Origin of the sequence: Micromonospora sp. WMMD734, from assembly GCF_049178975.1 — a bacterium.
GTDB classification, from domain to species: domain Bacteria; phylum Actinomycetota; class Actinomycetes; order Mycobacteriales; family Micromonosporaceae; genus Micromonospora; species Micromonospora wenchangensis.
This window is the reverse complement of record NZ_JBMHMK010000001.1, coordinates 4,046,371-4,069,132: the sequence shown is the minus strand read 5'-3', so window position 1 is coordinate 4,069,132 and position 22,762 is coordinate 4,046,371. Positions and strand designations below refer to the sequence as shown.

Here is a 22,762-nt window from a genome sequence, read left to right as displayed (position 1 = left end):
AGTACGTCCAGGCCGGCTGCGCCGACCGGCGGCGGGATCACTCGCCGGTGACGCCGTCGAGGCGTTCCCGGATCAGGTCGGCGTGGCCGTTGTGCCGGGCGTACTCCTCGATCAGGTGCAGGTAGACCCAGCGCAGGCTGAAGGTCCGTTTCTTGGTGCCGACCTCGGTGAACGTCTCGTCGAGCGAGCGGCCCGCGACGGCGGCGCGGGCCAGTTCGACCTGCCGGTGGTAGGTGGCGAAGTCGGCCTCGGCGTCGGCATGGCTGACGTCGAGGTCGGCGTCCGGATCGTCGGGGGTGAAGTACGGGTAGTCGACCTGCTGGCCGGCGAAGTTCTCCCGGAACCACCAGGACTCCACCTCGCCGAGATGTCGGACCAGGCCGAGCAGGGTCAGTGTCGACGGCTGCACGCTCGGGGTGCGCAACTGCTCGGCGGTCAGCCCGGCGCACTTGAGCAGCAGGGTCTGCCGGTGGTAGTCGAGCCAGCTCTCCAGCATGGCCCGCTCGTCGCCGACGGGAAGTTCAGGGGTCCGGGTGATCTCCGGTGCACGCCAGGTCATGCCGGGCATCCTCGCCGACCGGTCCGACATTCCCCGGACCCGGTCCGGTCAGGGGACGACGAGGACCGGCCAGCGGCCGGTGCGGACCAGCCGGGTGGCGACGGAACCGACCAGCCGGTGCCCGGCCTGTTCGGAGGAGCCGACCACCACCAGGTCCGCCCGGGACTCGTCGGCCGCCGCCCGCAGCTCGGTGTACGCGTCCCCGCGCCGGCACAGGAACGTCACCGGCAGGCCCAGTTCCTCCGCACCCCGGCGGCACTCCTGCCGTAGCTCGTCGGCCAACTCGTCGTGGGTCTGCTGGACCGCCCCGGCCACCACTGCGGGCATCATGCTGGCGTAGCCGGCCGGGGCGCTGACGAAGACCACCACCAGTCCGGCGCACTGTCGACGGGCCAGCCCCGCCGCGTAGGCGGCGGCCCGCAGCGAGGTCCGGCTGCCGTCGACCCCGACCAGCACCACCCGGGGCCCGTCGGTGCCCCGCTCGAACTGCTGCGGGCGGGCCTGCGGGCCGTACTGTTCACGCTCGACGGGGATGCTCACCGGTCGGTCCCGGTACGGACCACCGCCGCCCCGGCGCCCGCCGCGACGGCGGACTCCTGCGTGACGGTGTCGGTCGCGGCGTCCCCGGTGTGCTGGCGCAGCGGGATCTCCTTGATGAAGATCACCGCGATCAGGGCGATCAACCCGAACGGGGCGGCGGCCAGGAAGATGTCCCCGGCACCGTGGCCGTAGGCGCTCTCCACCACGATCCGGATCGGGCCCGGCAGGGTGTGTACGTCGGGCAGGACGCCGCCGCTGCCCGAGCCGGAGGCCGGGATGCCCAGCGCGGTGAGGCCGTCGGCGATGTAGTCCTTGACCCGGTGGCCGAGGACCGCGCCGAGCACGGAGACCCCGACCGCGCCGCCGAGGCTGCGGAAGAACGCCACCACCGAGCTGGCCGCGCCGAGTTCGTGGGCGGCGACGGTGTTCTGCACGGCGAGGACGAGGTTCTGCATGGTCATGCCGAGCCCGAGCCCGATCAGCGCCATGTAGATGGAAAGGTGCCAGTACGGGGTGTCGTAGCGGATCGTGCCCATCAGCGCGAAGCCGGCGGTGAGCAGCGCGGAACCGGCGACCAGGTAGCGCTTCCAGCGGCCGGTCCGGGTGATGATCCGGCCGACGACGACGGAGGAGACCAGCAGGCCGAGGATCATCGGCATGGTCATCAGGCCGGACATGGTCGGGCTCTCGCCCCGGCTGATCTGGAAGTACTGGCCGAGGAAGACCGATGCGCCGAACATGCCCACGCCGACGGCGATGCTGGCGACGACGGCGAGGGTGATGGTGCGGTTGCGGAACAGCCGCGGCGGGATCATCGGCTCGCTGGCCCGGTTCTCCACCCGGACGGCGAGCGTGCCGAGCACGACCGCGCCGGTCACCATGACGGCGCTCTGCCAGGACAGCCAGTCGTACTTGTCGCCGGCCAGGGTGACCCAGATCAGCAGCAGCGACACGGCGGCGGTGATCAGGGTGGCGCCCCACCAGTCGATCTTCACCTGGCGCTTGACGACCGGCAGGTGCAGGGTCTTCTGGAGCACCACCAGGGCGGCGATGGCGAACGGCACGCCGACGTAGAAGCACCAGCGCCAGCCGAGCCAGGAGGTGTCGACGATGACGCCGCCGATCAGCGGGCCGCCGATGGTGCCGAGGGCCAGCACCGCGCCGAGGTAGCCGCTGTACCGGCCGCGTTCGCGGGGCGCGATCATCGTCGCCATGATCACCTGGGCCAGGGCGGTGAGGCCGCCGGCCCCGACCCCCTGGAGCACCCGGCAGGCGATGAGCTGCTCGGTGGACTGGGACAGCCCGGCCAGCACGGAGCCCAGCACGAAGATGACCAGGGAGAGCTGGACCAGGATCTTCTTGCTGGTCAGGTCGGCGAGCTTGCCCCAGATCGGGGTGGTCGCGGTGGTCGCCAGCAGGGTCGAGGTGACCACCCAGGTGTAGGCGGACTGGCCGCCCCTGAGTTCGGTGATGATCCGCGGCAGCGCGTTGGAGACGACCGTGGAGGAGAGGATCGCGACGAACATGCCCAGCAGCAGTCCGGAGAGGGCCTCCAGGATCTGCCGGTGGGTCATCTCGACGCCGGTCGCCCGGGTGGGCGCTGTCGCCTGGGTCATCGTCGCTGCCTCCGCTGATGGTGAAAAGGGTGCCTCGGGCAACCGTAAGCGTTCGTTGCCTCAAGCAACAACCGGACGTGACGTGGCTCTATTCCCCCGGCCCGGGGAACAGAGCCAGGGTTCAGAAGGTCTCGTTGAACCGGTGCATCAGGCGGGCGAACTCCTCGACGTCCCGTTTCGGCCAGGTCTCCATCGACCTGTTGATCTGGTCCATCCGGGCCGACCGGGCCGCGTCGAAGCGCCTGGTGCCCTCCTCGGTCAGCCGCAGCTGCGCCGCCCGCCGGTCGACCGGGTCCGGGTCGCGGCGCACCAGCCCCAACGTCTCCAACCCCTGGATCTGCCGGCTCAACGTGCCCTTACCGATACCCAGCTCGGCGGCCAGGTCGGTCAACCGGGTCGACCCGGACCGGCGCAGCCACAGCAGCAGGCCGTACGCGTTCGGCTCCAGGTTGGGGTGCACCTCCCGGGCGATCTCCCAGGACAACGCCCGCCCCCGGCGGAGCAACGCGGTCAGTTCGTGCTCCAGCACGCGCAGCGTCTCCGGCAGATGATCGTCCACGGCACCGAGGGTACGTGGCGGAGGTCACTTCGCCGAGGAGAGCCGTTGCCGGGCCACCTCACGCAGGTGCCCGTCGCTGGTGGTGCCCTCGATCAGCACCACCGCCTCGCGTCCGGTGTGGCGCAGCGTGCTCACCGCGTTGCCGAAGTACGGGCCGGCGAGCTTCTTCCAGCGCACCGTCGGGCGGCGTACCCCGGCGGAGCGGGCCAGCGCCCGGGTGGCCGCCGCCGGCCCGGAACTCCAACCCAGCTTCATCAGCGGGCGCATCGCCGCCGGCACCTGGTTGTGGATCGGGGAGCAGGTGAGCTGGTGCACCGGGGTACGCACCGCCGGATCGTCGAACCGGGCGCGGGCCACGTACGAGTGGTGCACGTCGCCGGAGAGCACGCTGATCGACGCCGGCGCCGGGTACGCGGGCCCCGCGCCGACCCGGTCCCCGGCGGTGGCCGGGACGCCGCTGCCCAGCCTGACGAACAGCGCGCCGAGGGCGTCGAACGAGCGGCGGAACGCGGCCCAGTGCTCCAGGTCCAGTGCCCGGCGCAGCTTCTCGGCCAGCCCGGCGACCCACGGCCGGCCCGAGTCGGCCAGCCTCTCGTTCCACGCCTCCACGTGGTGGATGCCCGGCGGCAGCAGCCAGGGCAGCGACGCGCCGACCACCAGGTGGTCGTAGACCCCGTGGGCCCGGTCCAGGAACCAGGACCACTCGCCGGCCGGCAGCATCGACCGGGCACCCGGTTCGAGCACCCGGCTGCACCTGTTGTCCAGCATGACCAGCCGGGTGCGGCCCAGGTCCAGCGCGTAGCTCCACTGGTACTGCACGGCCCGCCAGCGTTCGGTGTCGTGCGCCTCGTCGGCCTCCTTGTCGACCCGCTCGCCGAACTCGCGCAGCACGTCGGTGGCGTCCTCGGCGGCGACGACCTTGGCGTAGAGCGGGTCGGCGGCGATCTCGTCCGGGGCCAGGTTGCCCAGGTGCTGGTAGACCCAGTAGGAGGCCAGGCCGCTGCGGATCCGCTCGGCCCACCAGGCCTGCTGGCGCATGTCGGTCCGCCACGACTTCGAGGTGTTCCAGTCGTCGATCACCTCGTGGTCGTCGAAGATCATCACGCTCGGCACGGTGGACAGCAGCCAGCGGATCTCCGGGTCGCGCCACGACTCCAGGTAGAGCTTGGTGTACTCGTCGAAGCTGACCACCTGGTCGGCCGGGGCGTCCTTCGGCCGCCGCCGACGCCGCTTGAGCAGCCGCTTGACCGTGGGCGAGGTGACGTCGGCATAGACCTGGTCACCGAGCAGCACCAGCAGGTCGGGCAGGTCGTCCGGGTCGGGCGCGGCCATCAGCCGGCGGGCGTACGCGTCGAGCGCGTCCGGGGGCAGCTTGCGGGCGGTGTTGTGCTGGGTGGTCTCCCGGCACGACCCGAAGATCAGGCTGACCGGCTGGTCCCGGTCGTCTGCCGCCCTGGTCCGGATCACGCTGGGCGGGAAGCCGTCCCGGGCCACCGGCCAGACCAGCTCGTCGTCGACCAGCACCTCGTAGGTGGTGGCGTGGTCCGGGGTGAGCCCCTCCACCACCACCAGCGCGTAGTGGTGGTCGTACGCGGAGAAGGTCGGTGCGGAGCCGGTGGCGCCGTCGGCCGTGCGGACGGTGACCACCGCGGGCCCGCTGGTCTCCACCCACACCGTCGCCCGGGTGCCGACGACCCGGCGCAGCAACGGGCCGATGAGCAGGCGAGGCTCGGGCATGGGTGGCACCTCCGAGGAGAAGACGGTTCATCTCTGCTACCCCGCGGGCGGGTGGGTCACCCCCGGCAGCGGCGAGCGTACCCGCAGCTCGCCCGGGTCTGGAGGGCGTGAGTGGGACGCGGTCGTCGGCATCTGACAGGATTTCGGCATGACGGACTACCTCCTCGTCGCACTGGCCCTGCTCGGCGTGCTGATCCTCGGCGGCCTCGGCCTGGTCGTGCCCCGGCTGCGTCGGCGTGCCGAACCCCCGCTGCCGCAGACCGAGGTCGACACCCGGGCCGAGGAGGACCTGGCCGGGCCGCCCGTCGAGGCGGCCGGGTCCGACCTGTCCACCGGTGTCCTGGTCGAGCCGCCGGTGGCGACGGCCCCGCCGCTGGAGGTCCCCGAGCCGACCGCCGGCCGGCTGGTCCGGCTGCGGTCCCGGCTGGCCCGCTCGCAGAACGCCTTCGGCAAGGGCCTGCTCGGCCTGCTCGCCCGGGACCACCTCGACGAGGACGCCTGGGAGGAGATCGAGGACAGTCTGATCACCGCCGACGTCGGCATCGACGCCACCCGGGACATCGTCGACCGGCTCCGCGAGCGGACCCGGGTGCTCGGCACCCGCTCCGCCGGTGAGCTGCGCGACCTGCTCGCCACCGAGCTGGTCACCGCGCTCGACCCGGGCCTGGACCGGTCGCTGCGCACCACCGGCCGCGACGGCGTGCCGGCGGTGCTGCTGGTGGTCGGGGTCAACGGTGCCGGCAAGACCACCACCTGCGGCAAGATCGCCCGGGTGCTGGTCGCCGACGGGCGCTCGGTCACCCTCGGCGCGGCCGACACCTTCCGGGCCGCCGCCGCCGACCAGTTGGAGACCTGGGGCGGCCGGGTCGGCGCCGAGACGGTCCGGGGCGCGGAGGGCGCCGACCCGGCCAGCGTGGCCTTCGACGCGGTCCGCCGGGGCATCGACGCCGGCACCGACACCGTGCTCATCGACACCGCCGGCCGGCTGCAGAACAAGATCGGCCTGATGGACGAGCTGGGCAAGGTCAAGCGGGTGGTCGAGAAGCACGGCCCGATCGACGAGACACTGCTGGTCCTGGACGCCACCACCGGGCAGAACGGGCTGGAACAGGCGCGGGTCTTCACCGAGGTGGTGAACGTGACGGGCGTGGTGCTGACCAAGCTCGACGGGACGGCCAAGGGCGGCATCGTGATCGCCGTCCAGCGCAAGCTCGGCATCCCGGTCAAGCTGGTGGGTCTCGGCGAGGGCGCGGACGACCTGGCCCCGTTCGACCCGGCGCAGTTCGTCGACGCGCTGCTCGGCACCGAGCCGCTCGCCCGGGACGCGTAACCTCGCGGTGAGCAACGACGATCGCGCGTACGCCGGGTGGCGTGACCCCCGCCATGCGTCGCCGGGCCTGGGGAGACCGTACGTGACCTCGCAGGAGATCCCGCTGCACGGCGGGAACGTGAGCACCGTGGTCCGGGTCGGCGACACCGTCCGGCGCAACGCCGGCCCGTGGACGCCCTCCGTGCACGCCCTGCTGCGCCACCTGGAGTACGTCGGGTTCACCGGCGCTCCCCGGGCGCTGGGCATGGACGAGCGCAACCGGGAGGTGCTGTCCTACCTCGAAGGGGAGTGCGGGGAGTACCCGCTGGCCCCGCACTGGGTCACCGACGAGGCGCTGGTGACGGTGGCCACCATGCTGCGGATGTTCCACGACGCGCAGTACGGTTTCGCCCCGCCGCCCGGCGCGGTCTGGCGCTCGTTCGGCCCGCCGCCACCGGACACCGAGGTGATCTGCCACCACGACGCCGCCCCGCACAATGTGATCTGGCGGCCCGACGGCACCCTCGGCCTGATCGACTTCGACCTCGCCTCGCCCGGGGCCCGGATCTACGACGTGGCGTACGCGGCCTGGACCTGGGTGCCGATCTTCGCCGACCGGGACTCGATCACGCTCGGCTGGAAGCACCCGGACCGGCCCCGCCGGTTGCGGTTGTTCGCTGACGCGTACGGGCTGATCCCCCGGGACCGGCACCGGCTGATCCGGACCATCCGCAAGCGGATCGTCGACCACGTGGAGGGCATCCGGCGGATGGCGGCGGCGGGGGAGCCGGCGTTCGTCCGGATCGTGCACAAGGGTCACCTCCGTCGCCCGATGCGCGATCTGCGCCTGCTCGACTACGAACGGCACGCCCTGGAGTACGCCCTGCGCTGAAGTGCGGCCCCGCCGCGCGTGCGGTGCCCCGGAACACCCCTCCGACCGACCGCAACGGGGAAAGAGTGGCCGTTCGTTGCCGAACGGCCACTCTTTCGTATCCGAGTTTTCATGATCGGGGTTCTTCACACGCCGGAAACAACCCGTCACGTGTCGGAAATCGAGGGGTGTCGGTCCAGGAAACAGCAGCCGGCCAAGCTTCCGCGCAACCGGCGTACGGGCGACGCTGCCCCGGAAGCCGCGAAGGAGGGAACTTCACCTTTAGGAGGCCAGCGTGCCTGAAGCACCGACGATCGACGGCGGCAACACCGTTTGGCTGCTGGTTTCGACCGCTCTCGTGCTGCTCATGACCCCCGGACTGGCGCTGTTCTACGGCGGCCTCAACCGGGCCAAGGGCGTGCTCAACATGATGATGATGAGCTTCTCTGCCATCGGGCTCATCTCTGTTCTGTGGTGGTTCTACGGTTTCAGCATTGCTTTCGGGACCGACGTCAACGGTTTCTGGGGCGACCCCGGTGCGTACCTGGGCACCAAGACCTTCCTCGCCGAGACCGACCTGTGGGGCGCGACGGCGGAGAACCCCAGCGGCATCGGCGTCCCGCTGTACGTGTTCATGGCGTTCCAGATGGTCTTCGCGGTGATCACCGTCGCGCTGATCAGCGGCGCGATCTCCGACCGGGCCAAGTTCGGCGGCTGGCTGCTGTTCGCCTTCGGCTGGGCCACCCTGGTCTACTTCCCGGTCGCCCACTGGGTGTGGGGCGGCGGCATCATCGGTGCCAAGATCCACGCGCTCGACTTCGCCGGTGGCACCGCGGTGCACATCAACGCCGGTGCGGCGGCCCTGGCCGTCGCCCTGGTGCTCGGCAAGCGGCTGGGCTGGCCGCGTGAGGGCATGAAGCCGCACAACATCCCGCTGGTCGCGCTCGGCGCCGGCCTGCTGTGGTTCGGCTGGTTCGGCTTCAACGCCGGGTCGGAGCTCACCGTCGACTCGGTCGCCGGGCTGGCCTTCATCAACACCCAGCTCGCCACCGCCGCGGCGGTGCTCGGCTGGATCGCGGTGGAGTGGATCAAGGACAAGAAGCCGACCATGGTCGGTGCCTCGTCCGGTGCCGTCGCCGGTCTGGTCGCCATCACCCCGGCCTGCGGGTTCATCGCCCCCTGGGCCGCGGTCCTGCTCGGCATCGTCGCCGGTGTGGTCTGCGCCCTGGCCATCAGCCTGAAGTACAAGCTCGGCTACGACGACTCGCTCGACGTGGTCGGCGTGCACTTCGTCGGCGGTTGGATCGGGTCGCTGTGGCTCGGCCTGTTCGCCACCAACTCGGTCAACGCCGCGATCAGCGACGTGGTCGGCGCCTCCGACGGTCTGTTCTACGGCGGCGGTGTGACCCAGTTCGGCCGCCAGGCCCTCGCCGGCCTGATCGTGACCGCCTGGTCCTTCGGTGTCGCCTGGGTGCTCGCCTTCGTCATCGACAAGACCCTCGGTTTCCGGGTCAAGGCCGAGGACGAGGTCGAGGGCATCGACATCAGCGAGCACGCGGAGAGCGGTTACGACCTCTCCCCGAGCACCGGCGGTGCCGGTGGCGGGGCGTTCGCGATGGCCGGGATCACCCCGGGCGGCGCGAAGGCCTCCGAGCCGGCCGCCGCGCCGGTGGACGAGAAGGTCGCCGGTTAACGTTCGGAGAATGGAGGGCATGGACATGAAGCTGGTGACCGCGGTCATCAAGCCGTACCAACTGGACGCGGTGAAGGAGGCCCTGCACGCTCTCGGCGTGGCCGGCCTGACCGTCAGCGAGGTCCAGGGGTACGGGCGTCAGAAGGGGCACACCGAGGTCTACCGGGGTGCCGAGTACACGGTCGAGTTCCTGCCCAAGATCCGGGTCGAGGTGCTCACCGACGAGATGGACGTCGACAAGGTCGTCGACGCGATCGTGGCCGCCGCCCGTACCGGCAAGATCGGTGACGGCAAGGTCTGGGTGACCGGCGTGGAAGAGGTCGTCCGGGTCCGTACCGGCGAGCGCGGCCTCGACGCCCTGTAGGAGGACCTGTAGATGACCTCGTCGACCAGGAGGAACGCGTCGGACGACAGCACCGACGCAGAGACGGACCTCCTGGTCGACGGGGTCGTCGGGGTTCCCGCGGGCATCGGCGAACCGGCCCGGGTCGCCCGGGCCGGGGCGTTCGACGCCTGGCTGCACCACCTGCTGCCGGCCCGGGAGGGCATCGCGCTGATCGCCGTCGGCGGCCTCGGCCGCCGGCAGTGCGCCCCCTACGGCGACCTCGACCTGGTGCTGCTGCACGCCGGGGTGGCCGGGGTGGACGAGCTGGCAGCCTCGCTGTGGTACCCGATCTGGGACGCCGGGGTCCGGCTCGACCACTCCGTGCGGACCCTCGCCGAGGCGCTGTCGGTGGCCCAGGACGACGTCAAGGTCGCCCTCGCCCTGCTCGACGCCCGGTACGTCGCCGGCGACCGGGTGCTGGCCGACACCCTCACCCGGACCGCCACCGACCACTGGCGGCGGACCGCCGTCCGCCAGCTGCCCGCCCTGCGGGAGATCACCGAGGTGCGCTGGCGTACCCACGGCGAGCTGGCCTTCCTGCTCGAAGGCGACCTCAAGGAGGCCGCCGGCGGGCTGCGTGACGTGGGCATCCTGCGGGCCATCGCCACCGCCGGGATCACCGACGCGCTGCGTCCCGCCGTCCGCGCCGCCCACCTGCGGCTGCTGGACACCCGCGACGCCCTGCACCAGCAGGTGGGCCGCCGGGTCGACCGGTTGGTCGCCCAGGAACGCGCCGGGGTGGCCGCGCTGCTCGGGCTGCGCCAGTCGTCGACCGAGGCCGCCGAGACCGGGGCGCGGGCGGACTCCGGCGACGGTGACGCCCTGCTGCGCCGGGTGGCCGGTGACGCGCGCACCGTCAGCCACGCGCTCGACGACGCCTGGCGGGCCGCCGACCGGCTCCGCTCCGGCCGTCGCCGGGGCACCGACGGCCGGCCGCTGCGCCGCCCGGTCGCCCGGGACGTGGTCGAGCACGACGGTGAGCTGGTGCTCGCCCGGACCGCCATCGGGGCCCGCCCCGACCCGAGCCTGTCGCTGCGGATCGCCGCCGCCGCGGCCACCCACCGGCTGCCGATCGCGCGGGCCACCTGCGAGTGGCTGGCCGCGTACTGCCCGCCGCTGCCCGCGCCCTGGCCGCCGGCCGCCCGGGCCGCGTTCGTCACCCTGCTCGGTGCCGGCCCCGGCCTGGTGCCCGCCTGGGAGACCTGCGACCGGTACGGCCTGATCGACGGCTGGCTGCCCGAGTGGACCCGGCTGCGCAGCCTGCCCCAGCACAACCCGGTGCACCGGTTCACCCTCGACCGGCATCTGGTGCAGGCCGCGTACGAGGCGAGCCGGCACACCCGCGACGTCGAGCGCCCCGACCTGCTGCTGATCGGCGCGTTCCTGCACGACATCGGCAAGGGGCTGGACGGCGACCACTCCACCGTCGGAGCGCCGCTGGCCGAGGCGGTGGCCACCCGGATCGGCCTGCCCGCCGAGGAGGCGGCGCTGATCGGCACGCTGGTCCGGCTGCACCTGCTCCTGCCCGACGTGGCGACCCGCCGCGACCTGTCCGACCCGAAGACGATCGCCGGGGTGGCCGAGCGGGTCGGCGACACCACCACCCTGGAGTTGCTGCACGCCCTGGTGCTGGCCGACGCCGCCGCCACCGGGCCGGCCGCCTGGTCCGGCTGGAAGGAGCGGCTGATCGCCGAGCTGGTCGCCCGGGTCCGGACCACCCTGGACACCGGCGTGGTCCCCGCCCCGCCGGCCCCCGACCCGGCGCTGGTCTCCGGGCCGCTGCCGGTCGTACACCTGACCGAGGACCGGGTGGCGGTGGCCGCGGCCGACCGGCGGGGGCTGCTCGCCACGGTCGCCGGTTGCCTGGCCCTGCACCGGCTGGAGGTGATCTCGGCGGACGCCGCCACGATCGACGGTCGGGCCCTGGTCGAGTGTCGGGTGCAGCCGCGCTACGGGCTGGCCCCGGACCCGATCGCGCTCAGCGCCGACCTGCGGCGCGCGGTCACCGGTGACGTCTCGGTGACCCAACGGCTGCGCGGGCGGGCGCTGGCCGCCCGTAGTGCGGGAGCGGCTCCCCGGGTCGTCTGGCACCGGGAGGCGGCCACCGACGCGGTGCTGCTGGAGCTGCGCGCGGCCGACGCGGCAGGTCTGCTCTACCGGGTCACCTGTGCGTTGGACGAGGCCGGGGCGCAGGTGCGCGCCGCCCGGATCTCCACCCTCGGCGGCGACGTGGTCGACGCGTTCTACCTGGTCGGTGGTTGGCCGTCGGACGAGGAGCGGGACCGCGTCGAGGCCGCCGTCCTCGCCGCCGTGTAGGGCCGCCGGCAACCGCCCGGGGCGACGCCGGTGCCCGGCGGCCGGTCGGGCCGGCGGGCGCGTCGTGGGCGGCCCGCCGCCGGCCGGTGCTCGGGCACGGTGCGGGCGCGGCGCGCGGGGCCGGAGCGGGCGTGCGGCCGGCGGGCTACCCTAACGGTGGGCTGGACAGCCGGCCCGGCCGCACCTGTGCCCGCCGCTGACGACATACGGGATGTTCGCGTGTTTGACACCTTGAGTGACCGCCTGTCCGGAATCTTCACCAAGCTCCGCGGCAAGGGCCGGCTCACCGACGCCGACATCGACGCCACCGCCCGCGAGATCCGCCTGGCGTTGCTGGAGGCGGACGTCGCGCTGCCGGTGGTGAAGGGCTTCATCGCCAACGTCAAGGAGCGGGCCCGCAGCGCGGAGGTCTCCCAGGCGCTCAACCCGGCCCAGCAGATCGTCAAGATCGTCAACGAAGAGCTGATCAACGTGCTCGGCGGCGAGGGCCGTCGGCTCCAGTTCGCCAAGCAGCCGCCGACCGTGATCATGCTGGCCGGCCTCCAGGGCTCCGGTAAGACCACCCTCGCCGGCAAGCTGGCCCGCTGGCTCAAGGCCCAGGGGCACCAGCCGTTGCTGGTCGCCGCCGACCTTCAGCGTCCCAACGCCGTCGGGCAGCTCCAGGTGCTCGGTGGCCGCGCCGGCGTCGAGGTGTACGCCCCGGAGCCCGGCAACGGCACCGGCGACCCGGTGCAGGTGGCCCGCGCCTCGATCGAGCACGCGAAGCGGGCCGCCCGGGACATCGTCATCGTCGACACCGCCGGCCGGCTCGGCATCGACGCCGAGATGATGCAGCAGGCCGCCGACATCCGGGACGCGGTCGACCCCGACGAGGTCATCTTCGTCATCGACGCGATGGTCGGCCAAGACGCGGTCCGCACCGCCGAGGCGTTCCGCGACGGCGTGGGCATCACCGGTGTGGTCCTGTCCAAGCTCGACGGCGACGCCCGGGGTGGTGCCGCGCTGTCGGTGCGGGAGGTCACCGGCCAGCCGATCCTGTTCGCCTCCACCGGTGAGAAGCTGGAGGACTTCGACGTCTTCCACCCCGACCGGATGGCCAGCCGGATCCTCGGCATGGGCGACGTCCTCACTCTGATCGAGCAGGCCGAGCAGGCCTTCGACACCGATCAGAAGGAGAAGATGACCGCCAAGCTGATGGGCGGCGAGCAGTTCACCCTGGAGGACTTCCTCGACCAGCTGATCGCGGTGCGGCGGATGGGTCCGATCGCCAACGTGCTGGCCATGATGCCCGGCATGGGGCAGATGAAGGACCAGCTCGCCGAGCTGGACGACAAGCACTTCGACCGGGTCACCGCGATCATCAGGTCGATGACCCCGGCCGAGCGGACCAACCCGAAGATCATCAACGGCTCCCGGCGGGCCCGCATCGCCGGTGGCTCCGGGGTCACCGTGATGGACGTCAACCAGCTGCTCAACCGCTTCGCCGACGCGCAGAAGATGATGAAGCAGATGGGCGGCATGATGGGCCTGCCCGGTGGGGGCCGGCGCAAGGCCACCAAGTCGCCGAAGAACAAGCGCAAGGGCACCAAGGGTGGCAACCGGCCGCGCAGCGGCGCGGGCGCCGGGCTGCCGGGCGGCTTCCCCGGTGGCATGCCGCAGCTCCCGCCGGGGATGGACCCGAACGACCTGGCCGGCGGCCAGGGGCTGCCGCCGGGCTTCAAGCTTCCGAAGATCGACTTCAACAAGCTCGGCAGGGGCGACAACCGGCCCCGCTGACGCGTGTCGGTTACGGTGGGCGACGGGGTGGGCGCTTAGGGTGGTTCCGCCCCCTGGAAGGAGATGTCATGACCGCGGCCCCGATCCTGCCCGAACGGCACGAGTGGACGGTCGACGACCTCGGCGACCTGCCGAAGGACCTTCCGTACGAACTGATCAACGGAAGGTTGATCGTGCCGTCCCCCACTGCCCTGCATCAGGACCTGTGCGTCCGTCTGTTGCTCGCTGTCGAAGTCAACTGCCCGTCGGATCACCTCGTGAGTTTCGACCTGTCGATGCGGGTCGATCGCCGCAACGAGCCCCGGCCCGACGTGGTGGCGATCCACCGCCGGCACGCCGGCCGGTCGCCCGTCCCCGTCGAGGACGCCCTGCTCGCCGTGGAGGTGGTGTCACCCACCTCCACCTTCCGCGACATGTACGACAAGGCGAAGGTCTACGCGCACGCCGGGGTGCGCTCGTACTGGGTGGTCGACCCGCTCCAGGAGCGGATCACGCTGACCGAGTACGCGCTCGGTCCCGGTGGCCGCGACTACGAGCAGATCACCCACACCGAGGACCTGTTCGTCACCGAGTCGCCGTGGAAGGTCTCGGTCGACCTGCCGGCGCTGACCGTCCGGAAGAACGACCTGCTCGCCCCCGACGGGCAGTGATCGGGTAGGACTGTGCGCATGGCTCTGCATGTGCGCGGTGTGCTCCTGCCCGACGACGAGGTCCGGGACGTCTGGCTCGACGGCGACCGGGTCACCTTCGACCCGGTGCCCGACGCCGAGACGGTCGCCGACTCCGGGTTCGTGCTGCCCGGCCTGGTCGACGCCCACTGCCACCTCGGCATCGCCCGGGGCGCCACCCCGGTCACCTCGCTCGACCAGGCCCGCACGTTGGCCCGTACCGACCGGGACGCCGGGGTGCTCGCGCTGCGCGACGCCGGCTCGCCGTACCCGTACCCCGAACTCGACGACGAACCGGACCTGCCGCGACTGGCCCGCGCCGGGCGGCACGTCGCCCCGCCGAAGCGCTACCTGCGTGACATCGGGCTGGAGGTCGACGCGGCGGAGGTGACCGCGGCGGTCACCGCGCAGGCCGCCGCCGGCAACGGCTGGGTCAAGCTGGTCGGCGACTGGATCGACCGGGGCGTCGGCGACCTCGCCCCGGCCTGGGACGCCGACACGATGGCCGCCGCCGTGGCCGCCGCGCACGCCGCCGGGGTACGCGCGGCGGTGCACACGTTCAGCGAGTCGGCCGTGGAGATCATGGTGCGGGCCGGGGTGGACTCGGTGGAGCACGGCACCGGGCTGAGCCTCGACCTGATCGACCTGATGGCCCGGCAGGGCACCGCGCTGGTCCCCACGATGATCAACATTCGGACCTTCGGGGGCATCGCCGCCGCGGCCCGCCCCAAGTTCCCCGGCTACGCCGACCACATGCTCGCCCTTCGCGACCGCTTCCCCGAGGTGGTCCGGGCCGCCCACGAGGCCGGGGTGCCGATCTACGTGGGCACCGACGCGGGCGGCGGGATCGACCACGGGCTGGCCGCCGAGGAGATGCTGCTGCTGCACGAGCAGGCCGGCATGCCCGCCGTGGACGTCCTCGCCGCCGCCTCCTGGCGGGCCCGGGAGTGGCTCGGCTTCCCCGGCCTGGTCGAGGGCGGCCTGGCGGACCTGGTCGTCTACCCGGACGACCCGCGCCGCGACCTGCGGGTGGTCCGGATGCCCAGCCGGATCGTCCTGCGCGGCCGGGTGGTCCGCTGACCGGCCGGGTCGACGGCTGCCCGGCCCGCGCGCCGGTTCCGCCGCCGACCACGGCGGTCGACGGCCACGGATGCCGCTCAGCGCACGTCGAGTTCGTACTCGGCCTCGACCCAGAACCGCGCGCCGTCGTGGCCGGCGAAGCTCAGCCGGTGCGTGCCCGGCGTCGGCGGCGGCACCAGCCCCCACAGCCCCCAGCAGGAGACCTGCACCGGCCACGGCCAGGCGGTGACGACGTTGTTGAAGAACCCGCGGACCGGGAACGAGGCGGCGGAGCCGGCCGGCTGTACCGGCACCGCGGCCCCGTCGAGTTCGGCGTGCCCGCTGGCGTCGGGCATCGGCTCGGCCGGCTCGTCGCGGCGGCCGAGCTGCCAGTAGCTGAACGCCGGGAAGAACAGCGGACGGCCCGCCGGCACCACACAGCGCCGGCTGACCCCGCCACCGAACGTGCCCGCGAGGAACCACACGTCGTCTGGCTGGTGACGCCCGCCGTGCCGGCCGGTGTCGTCCTTGACCGGGTTGATCGGCTGACGGTGCGCGGCCACCCAGGCCACCCAGCGGGCGGCGAGCGGGGCCAGGGCCGGTGCCGGGTCGCAGAGCATGACGGCAGATGGTAGTGCGGGCGCGCCCGGCTGCGCCGACCCGCCGGGGGGCGCATAGGATGTGCGGTCATGGCTCGCGTGCTCACTCCCCGTGCGGAGGACTTTCCCCGCTGGTACCAGGACCTGATCGCCAAGGCGAAGCTGGCCGACAACGGCCCGGTCCGGGGGACCATGGTCATCCGACCGGCCGGCTACGCCATCTGGGAGCGGATGCAGGCCGAGATGGACGCCCGGATCAAGGCGGCCGGCGCGGAGAACGCCTACTTCCCGCTGTTCATCCCGGAGAGCTACCTCAAGCGCGAGGCCGAGCACGTCGAGGGCTTCTCGCCGGAGCTGGCGGTGGTCACCCACGGTGGCGGCAAGCAGCTCGCCGAGCCGGTGGTGGTGCGCCCCACCAGCGAGACGGTGATCGGCGAGTTCATGGCCAAGTGGATCGACTCCTACCGGGACCTGCCGCTGCTGCTCAACCAGTGGGCGAACGTGGTCCGCTGGGAGTTGCGTCCCCGGATCTTCCTGCGTACCAGCGAGTTCCTCTGGCAGGAGGGGCACACCGCGCACGCCACCCGGGACGACGCCCGCGCCTACGCCCGCAAGATCCTGCACGAGGCGTACGAGGACCTGATGGTCAACGTCATGGGCATCCCGGTGGTGGTCGGGCTGAAGACCACCCGGGAGCGGTTCGCCGGGGCGACCGCCACCTACACCTGCGAAGGCATGATGGGCGACGGCAAGGCGCTCCAGCTCGGCACCAGTCACGAGCTGGGGCAGAACTTCGCCAAGGCGTTCGACATCAGCTACTCCTCGGCCGAGGGTGGCCGGGAGCACGCCTGGACGACCTCCTGGGGCACCTCGACCCGGATGCTCGGTGGGCTGATCATGGCGCACGGTGACGACAACGGGCTGCGGGTGCCGCCACGACTGGCTCCGATCCAGGCGTACGTCATGATCGTCAAGGCGGGCGACGGCGTCGGCGAGGCGGCGGCCAAGCTGCGCGACGCGCTGCGCGACGCCGGCGTCCGGGTCGCGCTCGACGACCGGACCGACACCGCGTTCGGCCGCCGGGCCGTCGACGCCGAGCTGCGCGGCTATCCGGTACGCGTCGAGGTCGGGCCCCGCGACCTGGCGGCCGGCAACGCGGTCGTGGTCCGCCGGACGGACGGCTCGAAGGCCCCCACCCCGGTCGCCGACGTGGTCGGCGCGGTCCTGGCCGCCCTGGAGGCCGACCAGCAGGCGCTGCACGACGAGGCACTGGCCCACCGGCGGTCCCGCACCGTCACGGTGTCCACCCTGGCCGAGGCGATCGAGGCGGCGGCCACCGGCTGGGCCATGGTGCCCTGGTCGGCCGTCGGTGTGCCGGGCGAGGCCGAGGCCAACGGCCAGGGCGTCACCGTCCGGTGCCTGCTGCGCGCCGACGGCTCCGTCCCGGACAGCGAGGACGAGCCGGACCTGACCGCCATCCTGGCCCGCGCCTACTGATCCGGCCCCGGGGTCCCGCAGGCCGACCCGGTATGCGGGGTCCCGCAGGTCAGGCGTCCGGGTCCCGACCGGCCGTGGGCGCGGCGCTCCGCCTCGCTCCGCAACCGGCACCCGGAGCCGGCCGCACGTCGGTCCCGGCTGCACCGTCGCCCCGGGGGCGGGGCTGCCGGGCCGGAGCGTCGCGATCCCGTCCCGATCTGTGGAGGTGTGATGCGTTTCGAACCGGGTCAGTTGATCCTGCACCGGAACGTGCGGCGTGGCCGGATCGGGTGGGTCCGGCCGGCGCGGGTGGTGCTCGACGACGACCGGGGCCTGCTGCTCTGGGTGGCCCGGGACACGCCTGTGGCGCACGAGGTGTCCGAGGCGGGTCTGGGCATGCGGGCGATGCCGTTCACCGAGTGGATCGCGTCGTCGTACCGGCTGGCCCGGGGCCGGTGGAACGGGCCGCCGCTGCTGGAGTTCCTGCCTGCGGGCGCGGCCCACTCGGTCTGGTTCTTCCGCGACGAGCAGGACCGGTTCGTCGCCTGGTACGTCAATCTGGAGGAGCCCGGCGTCCGGTGGGACGACGGACCGGTGGCCGGGGTGGACGTGGTCGACCAGGACCTGGATGTGGTGGTCCGCCCCGACCTCAGTTGGCAGTGGAAGGACGAGGGCGAGTTCACCGAGCGGCTCGCCTTCCCCGACCACTACTGGGTGGCCGACGAGAAGGCGGTCCGGGCCGAGGGGGAGCGGGTGATCGCCCTCGCCGAGGCGGGCGAGTTCCCGTTCGACGGCACCTGGTGCGACTTCGTCCCGCCAGCCGACTGGACGACCCCGACGGAGCTGCCGCCCGGCTGGGACCGGCCACCCGCACGGTAAGTGTGATGCGGATCACTCTGGACGGGTCGCCGTGAGGGTCGGGCCGGTCGGCCGTGCCGGTGGGCCGGCCCGATGTGAGTGTTCGGCGGGTGATCTGGCAGAATGGGTCGCTGGTATCCGGCGCGCGTCCGGCGCCCTCTAACCCGGGCGCGTCGCCAGTCCATCGAGCAGTCTCCGGCCCAACCCCACTGTGTCGGTCGACGCTCACCCGTGCACCGCCCGTCGCCGGGTCGGTGAAATCGCAACAGGAGCGAAACAACTGTGGCCGTAAAGATCCGGCTCCTGCGGATGGGCAAGATCCGCAACCCGCAGTACCGCATCGTCATCGCGGACTCGCGCACCAAGCGTGACGGTCGCGCGATCGAGTTCGTGGGCGTCTACCAGCCGAAGGAAGACCCCTCGATCATCGAGGTCAAGTCGGAGCGGGTCCAGTACTGGCTCTCGGTCGGCGCGCAGCCGAGCGAGGCCGTCCAGCGTCTGCTGGAGCTGACCGGCGACTGGCAGAAGTTCAAGGGCCTGCCGGCCCCGCCGCCGCTCAAGGTCGCCGCCGAGCGCGCCGACCGCAAGGCGGCGTACGAGGCCGAGGCGAAGGCCGCTGCCGGCCTGGCCCCGGAGACCCCGGCCAAGCCGGCCCGCAAGGCCGCCGCCAAGGCGGAGACCCCGGCCGAGACCGAGGCGCCGAAGACCGAGGCCCCGGCCGAGGCCCCGGCTGCTGCTGCCGACGCCGGTGAGCAGGCCTGACATGCCGCTGCGTCCCGCCCTGGAGCACCTGGTCAAGGGAATCGTCGACCACCCGGACGACGTGCGCGTCCGCATGGTCGACTCCCGTCGGGGCAAGCGGCTGGAAGTCCGCGTGCACCCGGAGGATCTCGGCACGGTGATCGGGCGGTCCGGGCGGACCGCCAAGGCGCTGCGTCAGGTGATCGGCTCCATCGGTGGGCGCGGGGTGCGCGTCGACATCGTCGACTCGTACTGATGCTGCTCATCGTCGGCAGGATCGGCAAGCCGCACGGCATCCGCGGTGAGGTCACCGTGGAGGTGCGGACCGACGAGCCCGAAGCGCGGTTCGCCCCCGGCGCGGTGCTCAGCACCGAGCCGGGGGCGACGCCCCGGGCGGCGGCACCGCGCCGGGGCGAGGCCGAACCGGCCCCGACCGTCGATCCCGGTGTGGTCTACGAGGTTCCCGGCGAGCTGACCATCGAGTCGGCGCGCTGGCACCAGGGGCGGATGCTGGTGGCCTTCGAGGGGGTGCTCGACCGGGAGACCGCCGAGGCGCTGCGCGGCACCCTGCTCGGGGTGGACAGCGCCTCCGTCGCCCCGCCGGAGGACCCGGAGGAGTTCCACGACCACCAGCTGGTCGGCCTGGCCGTGGTCACCCCGGCCGGTGAGCACCTCGGCGAGGTGGCGAAGATCGACCACGCGCCGGCCTCCGACCTGCTCGTCCTGCGCCGCCCGCAGGGGGGCAGCGCGCTGATCCCGTTCGTCAAGGCGATCGTCCCGGAGGTCGATCTCGCCGGCGGACGCGTCGTCGTCGACCCGCCGGCCGGTCTGCTCGACCTCTAGCCGGAAGCCACCCACATGCGCGTCGACATCGTGTCGATCTTCCCGGAGTACTTCGCCCCGCTCGACCTGTCCCTGATCGGGCGGGCCCGGGAGCAGGGCCTGCTCCGGCTGGCCGTCCACGACCTGCGGGCCTGGACCCACGACGTGCACCGTACGGTCGACGACACGCCGTACGGCGGCGGGCCGGGCATGGTGATGCGGCCCGAGCCGTGGGGCGAGGCGCTTGACGCGTTGGCCCCCGACGAACTGGCCCCGGACGGCCTGACCCTGCCCCGGCTGCTGGTGCCCTCTCCGGCCGGTGTGCCGTTCACCCAGGCGATGGCGCACGAGCTGGCCGCCGAGTCGCACCTGCTCTTCGCCTGCGGCCGGTACGAGGGCATCGACCAACGGGTGCTCGACCACGCGGCCACCCGGCTGAAGGTCACCGAGGTCTCACTCGGCGACTACGTGCTCTTCGGCGGCGAGGTCGCGGTGCTGGTGATCCTGGAGGCGGTCACCCGGCTGTTGCCCGGGGTGCTCGGTAACGCCGGTTCGCTGGACGACGAATCGCACGCCCACGGCCTGCTGGAAGCCCCGATGTACACCAAACCGGCGAGCTGGCGGGGGCACGAGGTGCCCGACGTGCTCCGCTCGGGCGACCACGGGCGGATCGCCCGCTGGCGGCGCGACGAGGCGCTGACCCGGACGGCCCGCCGACGGCCCGACCTGATCGCCGCGCTGTCCCCGGAGATCCTCGACAAACGGGACGTGGCCGCGCTGGACCGGGGTGGCTTTCCCCTGCCCCCGGGGGATGTGGCAAAGTAGAGGGGTTGCCGCATCCGTCCGCGCCGCGGATGGCTGCGAGGATTCCCGACCGGGGTCGGCCCGCCGGCAACCACCCGGGGATCAGAATCACCCATCCGCGCACCGAGTGACGGTGCGCCGTGAGCATCACGAGGACGCAGCGATGAACATCCTGGACGCCCTTGACGCCCAGTCGAAGCGTACCGACATCCCCGACTTCCGGGCCGGTGACACCGTCAAGGTGCACGCGCGGGTCGTCGAGGGCAACCGGTCCCGGGTCCAGATCTTCCAGGGCGTCGTCATCCGCCGCCAGGGTGACGGTCTGCGCGAGACCTTCACGGTCCGCAAGGTCAGCTTCGGCGTGGGTGTGGAGCGGACGTACCCGCTCAACGGCCCGGGTATCGACCGGATCGAGGTCGTGACCCGCGGTGACGTGCGCCGGGCCAAGCTCTACTACCTGCGCGAGCTGCGCGGCAAGAAGGCCAAGATCAAGGAGAAGCGCGAGAAGCAGCCCAGCTGATCTCCGTTCGCCACGCCGCCTGACCTGCGCGGATGTCGTATCGACCAGAGCGCATTACGCTGATCGGTACGGGCGCAGACCGGCGGGTGGCGTCGCGACGACAGGTCGCGGCGCTCCGATCGTCCCTGCCGCCCGTGGGGCCTCGACGAGGCCCCCGGGCGGTAGTGTCGTTTCTGCGGACCGGGGAGTGGCGTGGTGCAGGTGCTTGACTCGAACGGCACAGCGGACCCGTGGCGTCGGCGGGCCCGTCCCGCCCGTCGGCAGATGCCCCTCTGGCAGGAGCTGCCCCTGCTGTTGATCGTGGCGTTCTGCCTCGCGGTGCTGATCCGCACCTTCCTGCTCCAGGCCTTCTTCATCCCGTCCAGCTCGATGGAGGACACCCTCCTCATCGGCGACCGGGTGCTGGTCAACAAGGTCGTCTACGACATGCGCGACCCGCTGCGCGGCGAGGTGGTGGTGTTCCGGGGCACCGACAAGTGGGTCGCCCAGGAGAATCCGGTGCCGCCGACCGGTGCCGCCGGCAAGGTCGGACGCACCCTCGGCGACCTGGTCGGGGTGAGCCGCCCCGGCGAGAAGGACTTCATCAAACGGGTGATCGGGCTCCCTGGCGACCGGGTCAAGTGCTGCGACGACCAGGGTCGGGTCATGGTCAACGGCATCCCGCTCGACGAGCCGTACGTGGTGCGCGACTCCCCGCTGGACGTGCCACCCAACCCGAAGGAGTGCCGGTCCCGCCGCTTCGACGAGGTGGTCGTGCCCCCGGGGCAGATCTTCGTGATGGGTGACCACCGGCTGGTCTCCCAGGACGCCCGCTGCCAGGGCCCGGTGCCCATCGACAACGTGGTCGGCCGGGCGTTCATGGTGGTGTGGCCGTCGTCGCGGTGGACGTCGCTGCCGGTGCCCGCCACCTTCGCCAAGCTGTCCGACTCCGCCGCCGCGAACACCGCCCCGGCCCCGGTCCGGCCGACCCCGACCGGCGACGTGGTCCTGCTCCTCCCGGTCGCCGCCCTGCTCGCCGCCGTCACCCGGTCCGGGCGACGGGCGTGGGCCCGTGACCCCGCCCGGCCCGTTGACCGGGGGCGGATCCGACGACGGGAACGGCGACGACGGGCCGGGTGGCCGCAACACCTCCGGCGTTCCGGGCGGCCCCGTCGGCTCCGGCGACGTAGGCTCCACCCGTGATTGACGAGCAGACCGAAAAGCCGCGCAGCTCCTTCTGGAAGGAGCTGCCCATTCTCCTGGGCGTCGCGATTCTGGTGGCGGTGCTGGTCCGCGCATTCGTGCTGCAGACCTTCTTCATCCCGTCGCCGTCCATGGAGAACACCCTCAAGATCGACGATCGGGTGCTGGTCAACAAGCTGGTCTACGACTTCCGCTCACCGCACCGCGGCGAGGTGGTGGTGTTCAAGGCGCCGACCGAGTGGAGCGGCAACCCCGACGGTGAGGACTTCATCAAGCGGGTGATCGGGGTCGGCGGTGACCACGTGGTCTGCTGCGACGCGCAGGACCGGCTGACCATCAACGGCAAGTCCCTCGACGAGCCGTACATCTACTCCGCCAACGGCGAGCAGGACAAGCCCGCCGACCAGGAGTTCGACATCACCGTCCCGGCGGGGCGGCTCTGGGTGATGGGTGACCACCGCTCGGCCTCCGGGGACTCCCTGGAGCACTGGCAGCAGTCCGGCCGCAACATCGACAGCGCCACCATCCCCGAGGGCGAGGTGGTGGGCCGGGCCTTCACCGTGTTCTGGCCGTTCGACCGGGCCACCTGGCTGACCGTGCCGAAGTCGTTCGACGACATTCCCAACCCCTGACCGGCTGCGCCCGCCCCGGGCGTGGCCGACCGCCGGCACC

General features: G+C 72.4%; 22 protein-coding genes and 1 pseudogene. 17 read left to right on the top strand and 6 right to left on the bottom strand.

Features of this window, described 5'->3' with window-relative positions; all coding sequences use genetic code 11:
• Nucleotides 1-37 precede the first annotated feature (37 nt).
• From ACN267_RS17240 to ACN267_RS17220, 5 genes are all read right to left on the bottom strand, one after another.
• Complete coding sequence (locus ACN267_RS17240; protein ID WP_421489127.1) at nt 38-559, bottom strand: DinB family protein; 522 nt, start codon at nt 557-559, stop codon at nt 38-40.
• Nucleotides 560-607: 48 nt separating this feature from the next.
• A complete protein-coding gene (locus ACN267_RS17235; RefSeq protein WP_421489126.1) occupies nt 608-1,099 on the bottom strand; it encodes a universal stress protein in 492 nt (163 codons plus the stop codon).
• The gene (locus tag ACN267_RS17230; RefSeq protein ID WP_421489125.1) at nt 1,096-2,715 is read right to left on the bottom strand and encodes an MDR family MFS transporter; all 1,620 of its coding nucleotides are present in this window, start codon (nt 2,713-2,715) and stop codon (nt 1,096-1,098) included. The genes ACN267_RS17235 and ACN267_RS17230 overlap by 4 nt, the downstream gene beginning before the upstream one ends.
• 121 nt (nt 2,716-2,836) lie before the next feature.
• Complete coding sequence (locus ACN267_RS17225; RefSeq protein WP_281899846.1) at nt 2,837-3,274, bottom strand: MarR family winged helix-turn-helix transcriptional regulator; 438 nt, start codon at nt 3,272-3,274, stop codon at nt 2,837-2,839.
• A 24-nt stretch (nt 3,275-3,298) separates the two neighbouring features.
• A complete protein-coding gene (locus ACN267_RS17220) occupies nt 3,299-5,011 on the bottom strand; it encodes an alkaline phosphatase D family protein (protein ID WP_204956858.1) in 1,713 nt (570 codons plus the stop codon).
• A gap of 148 nt (nt 5,012-5,159) precedes the next feature.
• On the opposite strand from ACN267_RS17220, the gene ftsY reads away from it, so the two are divergent.
• The 8 genes from ftsY to ACN267_RS17180 all read left to right on the top strand — a co-directional run bounded on the left by ftsY (nt 5,160) and on the right by ACN267_RS17180 (nt 15,109).
• Nucleotides 5,160-6,341, top strand: coding sequence for a signal recognition particle-docking protein FtsY (ftsY, locus tag ACN267_RS17215; protein ID WP_204956859.1), 1,182 nt, complete (start codon nt 5,160-5,162; stop codon nt 6,339-6,341).
• A 7-nt stretch (nt 6,342-6,348) separates the two neighbouring features.
• On the top strand, nt 6,349-7,212 hold the full coding sequence (locus tag ACN267_RS17210) for an aminoglycoside phosphotransferase family protein (protein WP_204956860.1): 864 nt from the start codon (nt 6,349-6,351) through the stop codon (nt 7,210-7,212).
• Between the two features lie 274 nt (nt 7,213-7,486).
• Entirely contained in the window at nt 7,487-8,884 is a 1,398-nt protein-coding gene (locus tag ACN267_RS17205) for an ammonium transporter (RefSeq protein ID WP_204923816.1), read from the top strand.
• 25 nt (nt 8,885-8,909) lie between these two features.
• The gene (locus tag ACN267_RS17200; RefSeq protein WP_067307311.1) at nt 8,910-9,248 is read left to right on the top strand and encodes a P-II family nitrogen regulator; all 339 of its coding nucleotides are present in this window, start codon (nt 8,910-8,912) and stop codon (nt 9,246-9,248) included.
• A 12-nt stretch (nt 9,249-9,260) separates the two neighbouring features.
• Complete coding sequence (locus ACN267_RS17195; protein WP_421489124.1) at nt 9,261-11,585, top strand: [protein-PII] uridylyltransferase; 2,325 nt, start codon at nt 9,261-9,263, stop codon at nt 11,583-11,585.
• A gap of 219 nt (nt 11,586-11,804) precedes the next feature.
• Nucleotides 11,805-13,361: a signal recognition particle protein gene (gene ffh, locus ACN267_RS17190; RefSeq protein WP_204956862.1), complete on the top strand. Its 1,557-nt coding sequence runs from the start codon at nt 11,805-11,807 to the stop codon at nt 13,359-13,361.
• A 68-nt stretch (nt 13,362-13,429) separates the two neighbouring features.
• Nucleotides 13,430-14,011, top strand: coding sequence for a Uma2 family endonuclease (locus ACN267_RS17185; protein WP_421489123.1), 582 nt, complete (start codon nt 13,430-13,432; stop codon nt 14,009-14,011).
• Between the two features lie 18 nt (nt 14,012-14,029).
• A complete protein-coding gene (locus ACN267_RS17180) occupies nt 14,030-15,109 on the top strand; it encodes an amidohydrolase family protein (RefSeq protein ID WP_421489122.1) in 1,080 nt (359 codons plus the stop codon).
• A 77-nt stretch (nt 15,110-15,186) separates the two neighbouring features.
• On the opposite strand, the gene ACN267_RS17175 is transcribed toward ACN267_RS17180, so the two are convergent.
• Nucleotides 15,187-15,708, bottom strand: coding sequence for a hypothetical protein (locus ACN267_RS17175; protein ID WP_421489121.1), 522 nt, complete (start codon nt 15,706-15,708; stop codon nt 15,187-15,189).
• Nucleotides 15,709-15,777: 69 nt separating this feature from the next.
• Between ACN267_RS17175 and proS the strand changes: the two genes are divergently transcribed.
• From proS to lepB (ACN267_RS17130), 9 genes and pseudogenes are all read left to right on the top strand, one after another.
• On the top strand, nt 15,778-17,184 hold the full coding sequence (proS, locus tag ACN267_RS17170) for a proline--tRNA ligase (RefSeq protein WP_204956866.1): 1,407 nt from the start codon (nt 15,778-15,780) through the stop codon (nt 17,182-17,184).
• Nucleotides 17,185-17,394: 210 nt separating this feature from the next.
• Nucleotides 17,395-18,042 (top strand): DUF402 domain-containing protein, encoded by a 648-nt coding sequence (locus ACN267_RS17165; protein WP_204956867.1) that lies wholly within the window; start codon nt 17,395-17,397, stop codon nt 18,040-18,042.
• A 261-nt stretch (nt 18,043-18,303) separates the two neighbouring features.
• The gene (rpsP, locus tag ACN267_RS17160; protein ID WP_204956868.1) at nt 18,304-18,783 is read left to right on the top strand and encodes a 30S ribosomal protein S16; all 480 of its coding nucleotides are present in this window, start codon (nt 18,304-18,306) and stop codon (nt 18,781-18,783) included.
• A complete protein-coding gene (locus ACN267_RS17155) occupies nt 18,758-19,018 on the top strand; it encodes an RNA-binding protein (RefSeq protein ID WP_172862164.1) in 261 nt (86 codons plus the stop codon). Before rpsP ends, ACN267_RS17155 begins: the two co-directional genes overlap by 26 nt.
• Nucleotides 19,019-19,020: 2 nt before the next feature.
• Nucleotides 19,021-19,605 (top strand): ribosome maturation factor RimM, encoded by a 585-nt coding sequence (gene rimM, locus ACN267_RS17150; RefSeq protein ID WP_204957309.1) that lies wholly within the window; start codon nt 19,021-19,023, stop codon nt 19,603-19,605.
• A gap of 15 nt (nt 19,606-19,620) precedes the next feature.
• Nucleotides 19,621-20,409 (top strand): tRNA (guanosine(37)-N1)-methyltransferase TrmD, encoded by a 789-nt coding sequence (trmD, locus tag ACN267_RS17145; RefSeq protein WP_204956869.1) that lies wholly within the window; start codon nt 19,621-19,623, stop codon nt 20,407-20,409.
• Between the two features lie 142 nt (nt 20,410-20,551).
• A complete protein-coding gene (gene rplS, locus ACN267_RS17140) occupies nt 20,552-20,908 on the top strand; it encodes a 50S ribosomal protein L19 (RefSeq protein ID WP_088646705.1) in 357 nt (118 codons plus the stop codon).
• A gap of 192 nt (nt 20,909-21,100) precedes the next feature.
• Nucleotides 21,101-21,922: pseudogene (gene lepB, locus ACN267_RS17135) on the top strand (signal peptidase I); the annotation flags it as partial.
• A gap of 164 nt (nt 21,923-22,086) precedes the next feature.
• Nucleotides 22,087-22,722 (top strand): signal peptidase I, encoded by a 636-nt coding sequence (gene lepB / locus ACN267_RS17130; RefSeq protein WP_204956871.1) that lies wholly within the window; start codon nt 22,087-22,089, stop codon nt 22,720-22,722.
• The last annotated feature ends 40 nt before the right edge of the window (nt 22,723-22,762 follow it).